This is a genomic window from Halobacillus litoralis (assembly GCF_020524085.2).
Taxonomy (GTDB): domain Bacteria; phylum Bacillota; class Bacilli; order Bacillales; family Halobacillaceae; genus Halobacillus; species Halobacillus litoralis_E.
Genome location: NZ_CP129016.1, coordinates 3,600,574 through 3,617,707, shown reverse-complemented (window position 1 = coordinate 3,617,707; position 17,134 = coordinate 3,600,574). Strand labels below are relative to the sequence as shown.

14 protein-coding genes and 2 pseudogenes are annotated in these 17,134 nt (G+C 46.0%); 15 read left to right on the top strand and 1 reads right to left on the bottom strand.

Annotation, left to right across the window (positions count from 1 at the left end):
• The first annotated feature begins 412 nt into the window (after positions 1-412).
• The 8 genes and pseudogenes from ilvB to ilvA all read left to right on the top strand — a co-directional run bounded on the left by ilvB (position 413) and on the right by ilvA (position 9,375).
• The gene (ilvB, locus tag LC065_RS18555; protein WP_306163623.1) at positions 413-2,128 is read left to right on the top strand and encodes a biosynthetic-type acetolactate synthase large subunit; all 1,716 of its coding nucleotides are present in this window, start codon (positions 413-415) and stop codon (positions 2,126-2,128) included.
• On the top strand, positions 2,125-2,646 hold the full coding sequence (gene ilvN, locus LC065_RS18550) for an acetolactate synthase small subunit (RefSeq protein WP_089654003.1): 522 nt from the start codon (positions 2,125-2,127) through the stop codon (positions 2,644-2,646). Before ilvB ends, ilvN begins: the two co-directional genes overlap by 4 nt.
• 24 nt (positions 2,647-2,670) lie before the next feature.
• Positions 2,671-3,702: a ketol-acid reductoisomerase gene (gene ilvC / locus LC065_RS18545; RefSeq protein ID WP_306163622.1), complete on the top strand. Its 1,032-nt coding sequence runs from the start codon at positions 2,671-2,673 to the stop codon at positions 3,700-3,702.
• Positions 3,689-5,234, top strand: a pseudogene (locus tag LC065_RS18540) (2-isopropylmalate synthase). The gene ilvC and the pseudogene LC065_RS18540 overlap by 14 nt, the downstream one beginning before the upstream one ends.
• 16 nt (positions 5,235-5,250) lie before the next feature.
• The gene (gene leuB, locus LC065_RS18535) at positions 5,251-6,357 is read left to right on the top strand and encodes a 3-isopropylmalate dehydrogenase (RefSeq protein ID WP_226588226.1); all 1,107 of its coding nucleotides are present in this window, start codon (positions 5,251-5,253) and stop codon (positions 6,355-6,357) included.
• 21 nt (positions 6,358-6,378) lie between these two features.
• Positions 6,379-7,791 (top strand): 3-isopropylmalate dehydratase large subunit, encoded by a 1,413-nt coding sequence (leuC, locus tag LC065_RS18530; protein ID WP_226588228.1) that lies wholly within the window; start codon positions 6,379-6,381, stop codon positions 7,789-7,791.
• Positions 7,792-7,795: 4 nt separating this feature from the next.
• Positions 7,796-8,401 carry a 3-isopropylmalate dehydratase small subunit gene (gene leuD, locus LC065_RS18525; protein ID WP_226588231.1) on the top strand — a complete coding sequence of 202 codons (606 nt, stop codon included), beginning with the start codon at positions 7,796-7,798 and terminating at the stop codon, positions 8,399-8,401.
• Positions 8,402-8,445: 44 nt separating this feature from the next.
• Positions 8,446-9,375 carry a threonine ammonia-lyase gene (gene ilvA / locus LC065_RS18520; protein ID WP_371933369.1) on the top strand — a complete coding sequence of 310 codons (930 nt, stop codon included), beginning with the start codon at positions 8,446-8,448 and terminating at the stop codon, positions 9,373-9,375.
• 302 nt (positions 9,376-9,677) lie between these two features.
• On the opposite strand, the gene LC065_RS18515 is transcribed toward ilvA, so the two are convergent.
• A complete protein-coding gene (locus LC065_RS18515; protein ID WP_226588233.1) occupies positions 9,678-10,487 on the bottom strand; it encodes an alpha/beta fold hydrolase in 810 nt (269 codons plus the stop codon).
• A 238-nt stretch (positions 10,488-10,725) separates the two neighbouring features.
• Here LC065_RS18515 and LC065_RS18510 point away from each other — a divergent pair, with 238 nt between their 5' ends.
• From LC065_RS18510 to LC065_RS18480, 7 genes and pseudogenes are all read left to right on the top strand, one after another.
• Complete coding sequence (locus tag LC065_RS18510; RefSeq protein ID WP_226588235.1) at positions 10,726-11,889, top strand: iron-containing alcohol dehydrogenase; 1,164 nt, start codon at positions 10,726-10,728, stop codon at positions 11,887-11,889.
• Between the two features lie 327 nt (positions 11,890-12,216).
• A complete protein-coding gene (locus LC065_RS18505) occupies positions 12,217-13,359 on the top strand; it encodes a D-alanyl-D-alanine carboxypeptidase family protein (RefSeq protein ID WP_226588237.1) in 1,143 nt (380 codons plus the stop codon).
• A 134-nt stretch (positions 13,360-13,493) separates the two neighbouring features.
• A complete protein-coding gene (locus LC065_RS18500; protein WP_226588238.1) occupies positions 13,494-15,035 on the top strand; it encodes a methyl-accepting chemotaxis protein in 1,542 nt (513 codons plus the stop codon).
• A 111-nt stretch (positions 15,036-15,146) separates the two neighbouring features.
• The gene (locus tag LC065_RS18495) at positions 15,147-15,572 is read left to right on the top strand and encodes a DUF1801 domain-containing protein (protein ID WP_226588240.1); all 426 of its coding nucleotides are present in this window, start codon (positions 15,147-15,149) and stop codon (positions 15,570-15,572) included.
• A gap of 3 nt (positions 15,573-15,575) precedes the next feature.
• Positions 15,576-16,018 (top strand): annotated as a pseudogene (locus LC065_RS18490) (GNAT family N-acetyltransferase).
• The gene (locus tag LC065_RS18485; protein ID WP_226588242.1) at positions 16,015-16,707 is read left to right on the top strand and encodes an HAD family hydrolase; all 693 of its coding nucleotides are present in this window, start codon (positions 16,015-16,017) and stop codon (positions 16,705-16,707) included. The pseudogene LC065_RS18490 and the gene LC065_RS18485 overlap by 4 nt, the downstream one beginning before the upstream one ends.
• Entirely contained in the window at positions 16,692-17,078 is a 387-nt protein-coding gene (locus LC065_RS18480) for a VOC family protein (RefSeq protein ID WP_226588244.1), read from the top strand. The genes LC065_RS18485 and LC065_RS18480 overlap by 16 nt, the downstream gene beginning before the upstream one ends.
• Positions 17,079-17,134: the final 56 nt, after the last annotated feature.

Genomic DNA, 17,134 nt, shown 5'->3' with positions numbered 1-17,134 from the left:
CACGAACACGATGAAAGGAATAAAGGAATAAGTGCATGTATTCCCAGAGAGCCGGGGTTGCTGGAAGCCCGGAAATACATCTTATTCTGACATCATCCTTGAGTGTCCACGCTGAACGTTTATCTAGTAGGCGGGACCAGGTGTTTCACCACACCTGTTATCAAAAGGGGTTCATGATGAATCCCATGAGGTGGAGCTTGTTTTGAGAGCTTCACAAATGAGGGTGGTACCGTGGAAGTAAAGAGAGACCTTTTCACCCCTCACATTCTTACAACACTGTTGTTGTGTTGCAGGAATTTGAGGAGGAAGAAGGTCTCTTTTTTGTTCGAAAGGCGAAAGGTTCGAAGCGGAAAGGCATCACAATCAATATCCACTTTTCAAAAAGATACGTTCAACACAGGAGGGATGAAAAATGAAGGCACAGGCAAGTGCGGAACAACAGACCGCGACGAAGACAGGAGCCGATTTGCTAGTGGAAGCTTTAATCGGTCAAGGTGTCAAAACGTTATTCGGATATCCAGGTGGCGCGGTTTTACCGATTTATGATGCGATTTACAGGGCTGAAGGCAGCTTTGATCACATTCTTCCAAGACATGAACAAGGAGCGATTCACGCAGCGGAAGGATATGCGAGGGTTTCCGGAAAGGCCGGGGTCGTCATCGGGACGTCTGGTCCAGGAGCAACAAACTTAGTTACGGGTATTGCGGACGCGATGATGGATTCTATTCCCCTCGTGATATTTACAGGGCAGGTTGCCAAAGGTGTCATTGGAACCGATGCGTTCCAGGAATCAGACATCATGGGCATCACGACGCCTATTACCAAGCATAATTATCAAGTTCAGGAAATCGAGGACCTGCCGAGAATTGTGAATGAAGCCTTTCATATCGCAACGACAGGCAGACCAGGACCGGTCGTTGTGGATATTCCGAAAGACATCAGTTCTACAGTTCACGCAAAGGAAGTGAAGAGCGAATTCCACTTACCCGGTTACCAGCCGACCGTCAAACCGAATCCACTTCAAGTCAGTAAATTGCATGACGCACTAGTGGAAGCGAAAAAACCGGTGGTACTCGCAGGATCTGGTGTCATTCATGCAGGTGCTTCGGAAGAGTTAAAAACATTCGTCCAAAGTTACCAACTGCCGGTTACGACAACGCTTCTAGGACTTGGCAGTTACCCGGGCACCTGTGATTTGTCCCTCGGAATGGCTGGAATGCATGGGACGTATTCAGCAAATACAGCTCTTTACGAATGCGACCTGCTGATCAATATCGGTTCTCGCTTTGATGACAGACTGACAGGAAACTTGAAGCATTTTGCACCAAACGCGACAGTCGCCCATATCGATATCGACCCTGCTGAAATCGGAAAAAATATTCCAACGCACATTCCGATCGTATCGGATGCCAAAGCAGCACTGGAAGCTTTGAACGCAAAAACTGTGAAGGGGCTGCACCATAAAGGGTGGATGGATGCGATCAGCCAAAACAAAATTGATTATCCACTCTGGCATGATCAGCCGGATGAACTCATCGTTCCTCAGTGGCTCATGCAGAAAGTTTATGAATATACCGGTGGAGAAGCAGTTGTTACGACAGATGTCGGACAGCATCAAATGTGGGCGGCCCAATACTATCAATTTGATCGGCCGAACCGCTGGGTCACCTCAGGCGGCCTAGGAACGATGGGCTATGGGTTCCCAGCAGCAATCGGAGCACAGCTGGCCGACATGGATTCCACATGTGTCGCTGTTGTCGGTGACGGTGGTTTTCAAATGACGCTTCAGGAACTATCTGTTCTCCAGGAACGGAGACTGCCGGTCAAAGTCCTGATCGTCAACAATCAGGCGTTAGGCATGGTAAGACAGTGGCAGGAGAAGTTTTATAGTGAGAGATACTCAGAATCGATCATCGATGTTCAGCCGGACTTTGTAAAACTAGCAGAAAGCTACCAAGTCCCTAGCTATAAGATCGAAACACAGGAAGAACTCTTGGAAGTCCTGCCGAAAGTACTGGGAGATGATCAGCCGGCGGTCATCGATTGCCGTGTCCTTCAAAAAGAGAACGTCTATCCGATGATCGCACCAGGAAAAGGACTACATGAAATGATTGGGGTGAAACGATGAAGCGAATCGTCACAGCAACCGTTCATAATCGAAGCGGTGTGCTGAACCGGGTAACAGGATTACTTGCCAAAAGGCAATTCAACATTGAAAGCATTTCTGTCGGGCGTACGGAGACCGAAGGCGTCTCGAAAATGACGTTCGTTGTGGAAGTTGAAGATGACCGCAAGCTCGAGCAGCTGACCAAACAGCTGAACAAACAAATCGATGTGCTGAAAGTATCAGACATCACAGACAAAGCGATTGTCGCCAGGGAACTTGCGATGGTGAAGGTGATCAGCAACCCACAGATCCGCAGTGAAATCCAGGGCATCATCGAACCGTTCCGTGCATCAATCATTGATGTCAGTAAAGAAAGCGTTACGGTTCAAGTGACAGGTAAATCTGATAAAGTCGATGCGCTCATCGATCTATTAAGGCCTTATGGCATAAAAGAACTAGCCAGAACGGGCTTAACCGCATTCACCCGCGGTCATCAGCCGCAAGTAGCAGAATTCAAATCTTACTCTCTATTAAAATAATTTCCCGAAAGGATGGATGTACAAATGGCACACGTATATTATCACAACGATATTAAAGATGAGGTACTAAAAAATAAAAAAGTCGCTGTTGTAGGCTATGGATCTCAAGGTCATGCACACGCTCAAAACTTGAAGGAAAGTGGTCATAACGTCGTTGTGGGTCTTCGTAAAGGAAAGTCATGGGATAAAGCGGAACAAGACGGACTGGAAGTGAAAAGTGTTGCCGATGCTGTAGCAGAATCTGATGTAGTCATGGTTCTTCTTCCTGATGAATATCAGCCGAGAGTGTATGAAGAGTCCATCAAACCGAATTTGAAGTCCGGAGCAGCACTTGCTTTCGCGCACGGATTCAACGTCCACTTTAATCAAGTTGTTCCTCCATCAGATGTCGATGTTTTCCTTGTGGCTCCTAAAGGACCAGGGCACCTTGTCCGTCGTACGTTTGAAGAAGGGGCAGGTGTACCGGCACTGATCGGTGTCGAACAGGACGTTACTGGGGAAGCGAAAGAAATCGCGCTCGCCTATGCGAAAGGAATCGGCGGGGGCCGTGCAGGAGTGCTTGAAACATCCTTCCATGAAGAAACGGAAACTGATCTATTCGGTGAACAGGCCGTCCTTTGCGGTGGACTTTCAAGCCTTGTGAAAGCTGGTTTTGAAACATTGACTGAAGCTGGCTATCAGCCGGAAGTCGCCTACTTCGAATGTATGCACGAGCTCAAATTGATCGTTGATTTGATGTACGAAGGCGGTCTTGAAGGTATGCGTTATTCCATCTCTGATACAGCACAGTGGGGTGACTTCGTATCAGGTCCACGTGTTGTTGATGAAAGTACGAAAGCCCGTATGAAAGACGTGTTGACAGATATCCAGACAGGGAAGTTCGCCAAAGGCTGGATCCTTGAGAACCAGGTGAATCGTCCAGAATTCAATGCCATCAATGCGCGTGAAAACAATCATCAAATCGAGAAGGTGGGTAGAGAGCTCCGTGAACTAATGCCGTTCGTTAAGAAGTCCCAATCCAAAGAAAAGGATGTGGTCACACATGGCTCACGTTAACGTTTTCGATACAACCTTGAGAGACGGAGAACAATCCGCTGGTGTCAATTTGGATCGTTTGGAAAAAGTGGAAATTGCCAAACAGCTGGAACGTTTAGGTGTAGATATTATGGAGGCGGGATTTCCTGCTTCCTCTCAAGCTGATTTCGAAGCAGTCAAAGAGATTGCTGATACCGTCCGTGGTTGTTCGGTAACTGGCTTAGCGCGAGCAAACAAACGTGACATCGACATTGCATGGGAAGCATTGAAAGGCGGAGCGGAGCCGAGGCTTCATGTTTTCATCGCGACCTCCCCGATCCATATGACACATAAACTGAAAAAGACACCGGATGAAGTCGTCCAAAAAGCGGTGGAAATGGTCGCGTATGCGAAAGAGAAGTTTCCACATGTTCAGTTTTCAGCGGAAGATGCGCTTCGATCCGATCAAGACTTTCTCGTCCATATTATCGAAAAGGTGATCGACGCTGGTGCGAGTGTCATCAACCTTCCAGATACGGTCGGATTCACCACACCTGACGAAATTGGACGGCTTTTCCGATATGTAAGAGAGAACGTACCGAACATTGACAAGGCAATCTTGTCTACACACAATCACGATGATTTGGGAATGGCCGTAAGCAACTCCCCTGGCTGCGATTGAAAATGGAGCGAGACAAATTGAAGGGACGATCAATGGAATCGGCGAGCGTGCCGGAAATGCAGCGCTTGAAGAAATCGCTGTCGCATTGAAAATCCGCCAAGATCGTTTTGATTTTGAAACAGGCCTTGTCCTGAAAGAAATCAAGCGCACCAGTGATCTCGTCAGCCGCCTGACAGGGATGCAGGTGCCAGGCAACAAAGCCGTTGTTGGACGTAACGCTTTTGCCCATGAATCCGGGATCCACCAGGACGGCGTGTTGAAGGAGGCCACGACATACGAAATTATCACCCCAGCGATGGTTGGCATCGATTCCAATCGAATGGTGTTAGGAAAACACTCCGGAAGGCATGCGTTCAAACAGAAAGCAGAAGAACTCGGGTTTGATCTTACTGAAAACAAGCTGAAGGAAGCTTTTGAATCATTTAAGACACTGACAGGCAAGAAGAAAGAAGTGACAGATGACGATCTCTTCGCCATTTTGACAGATACGCAGACGGAAAACGAAGATCAGCCTAAATACGAGTTGAAAGCCTTCCAAGTTCAATATGGAAGCATCAATCGTCCGACAGCAACTGTTCTTTTGACACGTCCGGATGGAGAAGAAGTCGAGAAGGCCAATACGGGAGAAGGAAGCGTCGAAGCAATCTACAACACGCTGGATGATTTGATTGATGCCGATGTTCACCTGCAGGACTATCAATTGAGTTCCATCGGTAAAGGGCGCGACGCTTTAGCAGAGGTCCACGTTCAATTGACCGTCGATGGAATCAAAGCATCTGGCCGTGGCTCTGCGCAGGATGTTCTGGAAGCATCGGCTCACGCCTTCTTAAACGCAGTAAACCGCACATTATATAGAAGTAAAATGGAGAATTATCAAAAGGTGCAAATATAACTAAAGGGGGATGCACATGGAAAAACATATCGTACTTTTGCCAGGAGACGGGATTGGTCCAGAAGTGACAAAAGCTGCTAAAAACGTGTTGCAGTCGGTAGCGGACCGCTTTCAGCACACCTTCACTTTTGAGACTCATGACATCGGAGGAGTGGCGATCGACAATCACGAAACGCCCCTTCCGGAGGATACGGTCGAAGCAGCAAGGAAAGCGGATGCCATTTTCCTGGGAGCGGTCGGTGGACCGAAATGGGATCAGCTTCCCGGTCATATGAGGCCGGAAAAAGGACTGCTCGGGATCCGCAAAGAACTCGAGTTGTTTGCGAATCTCCGTCCTGTCAAAGCGTTTCAACAGTTGCTCCATGCATCGCCTTTAAAGCAGGAGGTCGTCGCGGAAAGTGATCTGTTGATCGTCCGTGAGCTGACCGGTGGGTTGTACTTTGGAGAACCGAGAGAACGACGTAACAATGGTAAAGCCGTCGTCGATACGTTGGCATACGAACGGCGGGAGATTGAAAGGATCGTAGAACAGGCTTTCCAAAGCGCTCAGGTGCGGAGGAAGCATCTCACATCTGTCGATAAAGCGAATGTCCTCGAGTCGAGCCGCATGTGGAGGGAAGTCGTGGAGGAGAAAAAAGCGCAGTATCCAGATGTAAGGGTTGAACATATGCTTGTGGATGCCGCCGCGATGAAACTTGTGACGAATCCGGCATACTTTGATGTCATCGTCACAGAGAACATGTTCGGGGACATCTTGAGCGATGAAGCTTCTGTACTGACAGGGTCGCTCGGTATGTTGCCATCTGCCAGTTTAAAAGAAACGGGCGTCGGCCTTTTCGAGCCGGTCCATGGGTCTGCCCCTGATATCGCAGGAGAGAATAAAGCGAATCCTCTCGCTAGTATCCTATCTGTTGCGATGATGCTGAAGCATTCTTTCGGCATGGAAGAAGAAGCAGAACAAGTGGAAGCGGCTGTACAGGAAGTGTTGAACGAAGGGTACCACACGGCAGACATCAATCTCGTAGGAGGTACCGTCGTCAGTGGCAGTGAATTGGCACGAAAAGTAGTCGATCAAATCACCACAAGTGATACGACAGAAAATATCATGCGTTGTTACGTATAAACACGAAGGGAGCGGAACGGAATGAGTCATCCAAAAACCATTGTAGAAAAAATTTGGGATCAGCATGTCGTCCATGAAGAAGAAGGGAAACCGAACCTCCTCTACATCGACTTGCATCTGATTCATGAGGTGACCTCTCCCCAGGCGTTTGAAGGATTGCGGTTGGCCGGAAGGAAAGTGAGAAGACCAGATCGTACGTTTGCGACGATGGATCATAACGTACCAACGATCCACCGGAATGTCATCAAAGATGAAGTTTCCAAAAAGCAGATGGAAACATTGAAAGCCAACTGTGAAGAGTTCGGCGTTCGCCTGGCAGACATTAATCACCCAGATCAAGGGATTGTCCATGTAATCGGACCGGAACTTGGTCTGACCCAGCCGGGAAAAACAATAGTCTGTGGGGATAGCCATACCTCCACACACGGAGCTTTCGGGGCATTGGCATTTGGAATCGGAACAAGTGAGGTGGAGCACGTGCTCGCGACCCAATCCTTGTGGCAGGCACCTCCAAAAACCCTTCAAGTCAACGTTGATGGGGTGCTTGGAACAGGCGTCACAGCGAAGGATTTAATTCTTGCGATCATTGGAAAATATGGGGTTCGCTTTGGTACAGGTCATGTGATCGAGTACACCGGTGAAGCTGTTCGCAACCTTTCAATGGAGGAACGCATGACGGTATGCAACATGTCGATCGAAGCAGGAGCAAGAGCCGGATTGATCAGTCCTGATGCAACGACAATTGATTACATGCGAGGCAAACGCTATGTGCCGGAAGGAAAAGATTTTGACGAAGTAGCTGAACAGTGGCTCGCATTAGCCTCCGATGAAGGGGCTGAATATGACCAGACGCTTAAGATTCATGCGGATGAGATTGAACCCCAGGTGACATGGGGAACGAATCCTTCCCAATGTGTTCCTGTCGGTGGTCGTGTTCCCGATCCTGAATTGGTAGAAGAAGATCGGGACGGCATCGAGCGGGCCATCGAATATATGGGACTTGAGGCGAACCAGAGTATCGAATCCATTCCTGTCGAGCACGTGTTTATCGGTTCGTGCACAAACTCCAGGTTAAGCGATTTGCGCAAAGCGGCGGAAATTGTTCGTGGCGGCCGCGTTCACGAAGGAGTGAGAGCTCTTGTCGTTCCTGGTTCCAAATCTGTAAAAGATGCAGCAGAAGCGGAAGGTTTGGATACGATTTTCTTGACCGCAGGTTTTGAATGGCGCGATGCCGGTTGCAGCATGTGCCTAGCTATGAATGATGATATCGTCCCACCTGGTGAACGCTGTGCTTCCACTTCCAATCGGAACTTCGAGGGGCGCCAGGGAAATGGTGCCCGTACCCATCTCGTGAGTCCGGAAATGGCAGCAGCGGCAGCGTTGGAAGGGCATTTTGTCGATGTCAGAAAATACGCCAGTACGGTAGGAGGGTGAAGAGATGGAACCGATCAAACAACATCGTGGTCTGGTCTACCCATTGGATCGATCGAATGTCGATACCGACCAGATCATTCCTAAGCAATTTTTGAAAAGGATTGAACGACAGGGGTTCGGCCAGTTCCTCTTCTACAACTGGCGATTTAATGAGGATGGAACACTACGGGAAGATTTCTCTTTGAATGACCCGAAGTATGATGGTGCTTCTGTTCTTGTCGGCGGTGAAAACTTCGGGTGCGGTTCCTCCAGAGAACACGCACCATGGGCGATTCAGGACTATGGATTTAAAGTGGTCATCGCCCCGAGTTTCGCCGACATTTTCTACAACAACTGCTTCAAAAACGGAATCCTCCCGATTCAGTTGCCGAAGCCGGTTGTAGATCAGCTGATGGAAAAGGCGACGAAAGAGAAGTATGAAGTGAAGGTCGATTTGGAAAAACAGATCATTGATGACGGTGACCTTGAAGTGTCCTTTGACATCCAGTCCTACCACAAAGAAATGCTAATGAATGGCTGGGATGAGATTGCTGTCACTTTGACGTATGAAGACAAAATCGACCGGTACGAAAAACAAAACAAAGGAGTGAAGACGTTGGGGATTTCTTAACGCTAGCTAAAGTAATGGATGCACAGGAACAGTTGCAGGAGGTGGTGCACCGCACCCCGCTGCAAACATCAACAACCTTCAATGAGAAAACCGGGCAGCACGTCTACTTGAAGATGGAGAATCAGCAAAAAACAGGTGCTTTCAAAGTACGGGGGGCGTCCTATAAGGTTGCCTGTCTAACAGAAGTCGAAGCGTCCCGCGGTGTCATTGCAGCATCTGCAGGGAACCATGCCCAAGGCGTCGCTCTTGCTGCAGCGAAACGGGGCATCCAGGCGCAGATTTTTATGCCGGAAGGTACACCGAGAGCGAAAGTGGAAGCGACGCAAGGGTACGGAGCGAAGGTCGTTCTTACCGGCGAGTCCTTCCATGAAGCTTACCAGGCCGCTTTGCTTGAACAGGAAAGAACGGGTGCCACTTTTCTTCATCCTTTCGACGATTATGATGTCATGGCAGGACAAGCGACGGTCGCCGTTGAAATGCTGCAGCAGCAGCCGGATCTAAACCGTCTGTTCGTTCCAATCGGGGGAGGCGGGCTGATCGCAGGCATTGCGTTCGCAGCTAAACAGCTGAAGCCGGACATCAAAGTCATCGGTGTCCAATCCGCAAAAGCCCCGTCCATGTACAATGCTCTGTACAAAAAAGGACCTGAAAAACTGACATCCGTCTCTACGATTGCTGACGGAATTGCCGTGAAGGAAAGAGGAAAACTCACTTACACGTGTATCCAAAAATACGTGGATCAAGTGATCACGGTGGAAGAACATGAAATCGCAAAAGCCATGCTGATGCTGCTCGAACGTGAAAAAACGTTGGTCGAAGGAGCAGGAGCAACTGCGCTTGCCGGTCTTCTTAGTACGTGTGACACGTTTGAACAACAGCAATGCGGAGTTGTCTTGAGTGGAGGAAACATGGACCTATCCCGATTGCCGCTGATCCAGAAGCTAGCTAATCCGAAGAAAGTGGTCATCGCTTAAGATGACAGCCAGGAGGAGTGTTTGAACTCTTCCTGGCATTTTTATTGGAAGTCGGTTTTGAGTACTTATCAGTTATTTCGACGCTATTTCTGTATCATTAATCGTATCCTGGGAACCTATTCGTGACTTTAGGACTTTTATTAGACCTTTAGGATATATATTAGCGACTTTGGAAGTTTTATGATCATCTTCAAAGTTTTGATCCTCTCCTAAACAATCGAGATTAGTAGAGATGGGAAGAGGCTTTCGTGTACATATTAAAAAAGGAGAGCCGGCATTCGAAGCCGGGCTCTCCTTTTCTATTACTTCAATAAATCAAGCATCACTTGATTGAATTTTTCTTTTTCATCATAAACCATTCCGTGGCCGCTGCTTTCAAACGGTACGAGTGTGCTGTTTGGGATCTTCTCGTTCAATATCTCGGAAAATGCATATTCACAGATCTCATCATGTTTGCCGTGAAGTAAGAGGGTAGGTACATCTATTTGACCCACCTCATCCCGTAAATCTTCATCTCTTAACGATGCTGCGCAAGCGATAGTGGCGTGAGCCGATGCTTTAAGGGCAAGGCTGTGAAACCATTCTCCAAAAGGTTTTGAGATATCCGAATGGTAGAATCCTTCACCGAAGTCTTTCAATGCAGCTGGGCGGTCATTTTTGAGGGAATCAATCAATCCGTCCACTTCTTCTTTCTTCATGCCGTGGGTGTAGCCATCTCTTTGAGTGAAACTTGGAGCGGCCGGGCCTGCCAGAATCAACTGCGCAAATTCTTTGTTTGCAAATTTCGTCGCATAGCGAATCGCAATCGGTCCGCCCATGGAAAATCCAGCTAAATAGAAGTTTTCAAGTTGAAGATACTCGACAACGGTTTTCACATCGTGGGCAAGTGTATCGTAATCATAGCCGAAAGCCGGCTTGTCTGATCTACCGAACCCCCGCAGGTCGATGCCTATGAAGCGGTAGCCTTTTTGAGGGAGTTCGTTCATTTGATATTCGAACATTTCATGGTTTAGAGGCCATCCATGAAGGAATACAATCGGCCGTCCTTCTCCGATATCTTCTACGAATAAGTCGATATGGTAATCATGATCCACTTCGATAAAGAGTGACATATGAGTAAAAACTCCTTTTTATATGTTAAGAAGAATATTCCCCGTTTCTTCCATTTAAAACTGATCCTTATCAGGAAGCACTTCTATTCCATTAGACCCCTTTCCTTCTATAGTATAAGGAACCTCTTGATAAAGTAGGAAATCAAACATTTAGATGAGTACTATCAATAATCACCGTTACCTGCTTTTATTTCGGAATGATACAATAGAAAAGCTATAAGAAAGGTGAGGTGGAACGATGAATAATTTTTTACAATATAATCCTACAAAACTCTATTTTGGTGAGGGACAAATCAAACAGCTTCCAAACGAAATAGGTCAAGGATCAAAAGTGCTTGTCGTTTATGGTGGGGGAAGCATTAAGCGGAACGGTGTTTACGATGATGTGATGAAACAATTAGAGAAACTTGAAGCGTCCGTTTATGAACTATCCGGTGTGGAGCCGAATCCTCGACTGACAACAGTCCGTAGAGGTGTCGATATCTGTAAGAAAGAAGGGATCGACTTTTTGCTTGCTGTTGGAGGCGGGAGTGTCATCGATTGTACAAAAGCTATTGCCGCAGGGGCAGCGAGTGATGCGGATGCTTGGGAGTTAATTACACAAGAGTCTCCAATTGAAAGGGCCCTGCCCATTGGTACAGTTTTGACGCTTGCAGCCACAGGGTCTGAGATGAATGCAGTTTCCGTTATTACAAACTGGGAAACGAAGGACAAACTTGGTTGGGGGTCCCCTCATGTGTACCCGTCATTCTCGGTCCTGGATCCAACTTACACGTTCTCTGTACCTGAAAACCAGACCGTTTACGGAATCGTCGACAGCATGTCCCATGCATTGGAACACTACTTCCATCGGACGGAAAACACGCCCATGATTGATGGGTTCATCGAGTCCCTTTTACGGACGGCTATTCAAACGGGACCGAAGTTGATAGCGGATCTGCAATCCTATGAACATAGGGAGACGATGATGTACTTAAGTACTACCGCATTCAATGGAACCTTGATGAATGGGACAGATGGAGGGGACTGGGCTACTCACCGTATCGAACATGCAGTATCCGCCATCTATGATATCCCACACGGCGGGGGACTTGCCATTCTGTTCCCGAACTGGCTTGAGCATGTATTGGAAGATGATCCGAGCCGAGTGAAGAAGTTGGCAACCAACGTTTTCGACATCGATCCTGCAGGGAAGACAGATGTGGAAGTTGCGCGAGAAGGAGCAAAGGCCCTGCGCCACTTCTGGAACTCTCTTGGAGCACCAAGCACTCTTCAAGACTATGATATTAAAGATGAAGCATTTGATGATATTATTGAGAAAACATTCATTAAACCAGGCGTGGGGACGTATAAAGAAATGAACCGTGAAACAGTTTTAGACATTCTGCAACGTTCTCTATGATTAAAAAAGAGGGGCTCTGATAGAGCCCCTCTTTTGTTTACTTACAGCTCCCGATCTGGGAACACACTTCTTCTGCTTGATGCAATAAAGCAGCCAATCTCGAAAAGCATTTCTGAATATCGTCCCCCACAAACTTGCCATACACTTGAAGTAACAACTGTTGGAAAATATTCAGGAAATAGCCAGGTAATTTACAAAGGGATTACAATTTATTTAAGAATTCGTGGGTTTTCTTCAAATTGCGACAATTATGTATATACTGATACATGGTTAAAAACAGAACGGATTTAGTTAAATCAATAACTGTGTACAGGGAGTCATCATTAAATGAAGAAACTTATGGTAATCATTATAGCTTTATTTACCACTATTAGTATAAATCCAAACATAACGATGGCAGAGTCCAAACTTGATACTCCATCGATTAATAGTGAAGCGGCAATAGTTCTCGAAGCGAATACGGGAAAAGTTTTATATGAGAAGAATGCAGAGAAGAGCATGTATCCGGCCAGTTTGACGAAGATTGCAACAGCGATCTACGCTATTGAAAATGGGGACCTTAATGATACTGTGACGGTTAGTGAAAAAGCTTATAATACAGGAGGTTCCAGTGTTTTTCTTGAAGAAGGAGACGAAGCGACTTTAAAGCAACTCATTCAAGGGCTGCTCTTGAACTCCGGGAATGATGCTGGTGTCGCGATTGCCGAGCATTTGAGTGGGAGTGTCGAGCAGTTCTCAAAAGATTTGAATGCATACCTTGAAGAAAAAGCCGGGGTAGAGCAGACGGAATTCCAGAACCCGCATGGTTTGTTCGACTCAGAGCATAGGACAACAGCGAAAGACTTGGCTGATATAACCAAATATGCACAAGAAAATGAGACGTTCAACGAGATTTATGGGTTGGAGACTCTAGATTGGGATGGGGAAAAGTGGGATGCTACGTTATACACGCATCACCGTTTTATGAGGGAAGACCCGTATGAAGGTGTGACTGGTGGAAAGACAGGGTATGTTCCTCAATCTGGCTTTACGTTGGCTACAAGTGCGAGCCGTGAAAATATGGACGTGGTTGTCATTACAATGAAGAGCAGCACCAAAGATTTATCCTATGAAGATACGAAGAAACTGCTGGACTATGGATTTGAACACTATCAAACATCTGTCTTAAAGCCTGAGGAAGAGCTTCCAAACGTAGACGAAGACTACCAACTGCCAAAAGAAATTTCTTACACTCACCTAAAAGGGGATTCTGTGAACACGGACATGGATGAATCAGGGATGCTCTCTATAACCAATTCAGATGGGGAGGAGATCTACTCTGAGCAGATGGAAAAGGTGAAGGAAAAAACGACACCCCCTGAGGAAAAACAAGAGTATGATAAGCCTAAATGGCAAGAATATTGGACATTATTCATTTTCCCACGACACTTCTGGGTGACTGAAATTTATGAAGAGCTCCATGGTTCATGATAAACCTCCACATTCAGGAGGTTTATTTTTTTTGACGAGGGATATATATTAGAGCGGGAAAAGGTTTGAATTCGAAATTTCATCTTATTCTCGATGAATATTAATCTTAAGTCTTATCTTTTGAGGTGGTTTGTTTGGAAAAGAAAAAGAATCGGACGATGCTTATGTTTGGAGCTGTTGGCTTATTGTTGATCCTAGTGATCCATCTGACTCACAGAAATTTACAACTGAACTGGAATGGAAATGATTTTAAGAGTTATACTTCTTATTTATATACATATCTGCTGATCCCATTTGTTTTATATGGTACGACATTCTTCGTTTACCTGAAAAAACGTAATCACGTTGCGATTCCCTGGCTAATGAGCCTATTGTTCACTTTTATCAGCATAGGGATGATTACGAATGGAGAAGGCATGGTTGTTTATCATTTTTCTATATTTCTTGTTATTGCATTGATTGCCTTTTATGATCGGACGGAAATCATAGGGTTGATGACGCTTCTTTTTGCCTTGTTTCATTTCGTTGCCATGTTTTGGGGAATGGATTTCTTTTATGGGACGGATAATTACTCATGGTTCATGTTCTCTCTTCATGCCGTTTATTTAGTTTTGACGAGTGCCGGGACCTCCTATCAAATTTTACAAAAGAATGCGCACATAAAAGAGTTAACCGAGCATTCTAATAAGAAACAAGCGGAAGCGGACCAGCTTCTCGCTCAATTGCAATCTGTTGGAAAATCTTTAGAAAATACCACGGATGTCATTAATCAAACATCACGTCAGTCTTCACAATCGTTTGATGAAATGGAAGGATTGATGCAAAGGCGAGGACAGAACGCTGAGGAGCAGGTACAACAGGCAGAGAAGCATGCGTTGAATTTAGCGGATATACAAGCCGCTGTGGCACAGATTTCGAAAAGCATTGAGGTTGTATCTGAACAGGCGAAGCACACATCAACAGCGACTCAAGATGGTAAGGTCTCTCTTTCTAAGATCTCAAGCCATCTTCATTCCACAGAATACAGCTTCACGGAAACAAGTGAAACCATTCAATCCTTACAAACGTATTCTCATAACATCAGTCAACTGACAAAGGAGATAGCCTCGATCACTGACCGCACCAAATTGCTGGCATTGAATGCTTCGATTGAAGCGGCGAGAGCAGGTGAACATGGGAAAGGGTTCAGTGTTGTTGCTCAAGAAGTGCAGAATCTGGCGGAACAGTCTGGTCATGCTACAGAACGTATTTTTTCAATTGTTGAGGCGATTGGGGAACACGTGACGAAAGCAAGTAACCATGCTAGCGAAGGAAGATTGAAGATGAAAACAAGCCTTGATCATGTTTCTCAATTGAAAGGGAATTTCAAAGGTATCCTGGAGCAGTCAGAAGAGGTTGAAAAGCAGACGGATGAGATCAGTGCTTCCAGCCAACAGCTTTTATCCACAGTCGATCTATTCTCCCATTCCTTTGAAAGTTTGCTGGAGTTTACTAAAGAAGGAAAAGGCCAGAACCAAAACATTTTACACCTCTCGAAACAACAGGTGGAACGTGTTAATAAAATGGCCATGGAAGCACAGAGGATGACAAAAATGGTTCAGGACGTCCAGCGTATCACAGAAGATATGGGTGGAGAGCACGTGGGTCAAAAACCGAATTTAAAAGTTGTCAGCTGATGAAGGAAAGGAGGTTCCGTTGTGGGGGCCTCTTTTTTCTTTTTGTTTTAAAAGGAAATGGAGAGGAGAAAGTGGAACTAGTAAAGAACAGGGTGGAAAGGAGTGGGAGAGGTGGCTTATGAACAAAAAACAAAGCAGAACGATCGAAGCGTGATTGAATTCATTGAAGAAGTGGACCACTCAAAGAAAAGAGAAGATGCCTACCGGCTGCTGGATATTTTCACTGAAACGACGGGGTATGAAGCCAAAATGTGGGGACCATCCATCATTGGCTTCGGTTCTTATCATTACAAATATAAGACGGGCCATGAAGGGGATGCCCCACTTGTCGGTTTTTCTCCACGGAAAGCGAAAATCAGCCTTTATTTCGCAACGGGTGATCCAGAAAGGGAAGAACTTCTTGAGAAATTCGGGAAACACAAGAGCGGGAAAGCGTGTGTGTACATCAATAAAGTGGATGACATTGATGTAGAGGTTCTAAAAAAACTCATCCTTCAATCTGTGAGTTTCTTGCAACACACATATCCGGAGTATTAAGGGATGTATCAGTATTTCCATGGATTGACGATTCGGGAAGGGACAAAGGGAGTATCAGGAAATCAGTAAAACAGTTGTTTGAAGAGGCTGGTTGGTCTCAAGGAGGTCCTGTGTGGCAGGAAGAAAAATTTTCACTAATCTTTGAGAACTCGACGTGGGCGTTTACGGTTTGGGATCAGGAAGACATGGTAGGGATGGTCCGAGTCGTTTCCGACCAGATTATGATGGCCACAATCATGGCCCTGGTTGTTTCGGAACCGTATCGTGGCAAAGGAGTTGCTCATAAGCTGGTTTCTTTATGTATGGAAAAACTGCCCCATGGGGATTGGTTTGCACATACATCGAAAGAGAACTTCTCCTTCTATGAGTCTTGTGGTTTTCATGTAGAAGAAAATTGCTCTTTTTATGGCTATCGAAAAGCGAGAGACGAAGGGCATCGAATATGATTGAAGCTGTCATTTTCGACTTGGACCGGACGCTTTTGGATCGCGATGCTTCGGTTGAGCATTTTATTAGCCATCAATTCTATCGATATGAGAAATCTCTCAACTCCGTATCAAGAGAAGCTTTCACTTCAAGGTTTACAGAACTGGATGAGCATGGGTACCGGCCTAAGGATCAAGTTTATCAACAACTTGCACATGAACTGGCTTTAGGGCAAGGCATGGAGGAAGAGCTTTATCGAGATTATCATGACTCTTTCAAACATTATTGTATTCCTTTCCAGGGCCTGAAGGAAGTATTGCTACAGTTAATCGCTAACAAATACCATCTGGGTCTCATAACAAATGGGAATGGCCGATTCCAAATGGACAATATCCAGGCTTTAGGCATTCATTCTTTTTTCAAAACCATCCTCATCTCAGAGATCGAAGGGGTGAAAAAACCTGATCCGACGATTTTTGAACGAGCGATGGAACGGATGAATCAGCCACCCGGAGCGTGTGTGTATGTTGGGGATCATATGGAAAATGATGTACAAGCAGCAGTGAAAATGGGGATGGAAGCCATTTGGAAAAAGGCTAACAAAGAGGAAGAGTCAACAGCCTCCCATTCCATCCTTCATTTGACCGAACTCCCGCAACTATTACAAAAGCTGAATACTAAGGAGGAACGCTCGTGTTATTCGAAGTAACCAATCAAATCCGTGTCCCTGATCTTGTAGAAGGGCAGCAATGGTATGAGAAACTGCTGGGAAAGAAGCCTGATTTCATCCCTCATGAAGGTTTTGTTGAGTGGGAGATCATCCCTGGGTTCTGGCTCCAGCTGGCGGAGGGAACGCCGTCCAAAAACAGTGGACCTTTCCGTATTGGCGTTACAGATCTTGAAGCGACAAGAGATCATCTGGTAGAAGTATTAAGCATGGATCCATTTGACATCCATACGCGTGAAGAGGTCCCAGTTAAATGGGGGACTTTTGAAGATCCTTGGGGCAACGGGGTAGGATTTTATGAGTATCATGATAAAAAAGAAGAGGAAGAACGATTGAATCTTCTTTACAAATAAGAGCAATGGGGCCGCCATTAAGGGGCTCCTTTTTGACGTAAAGATTGGAGGAAAGA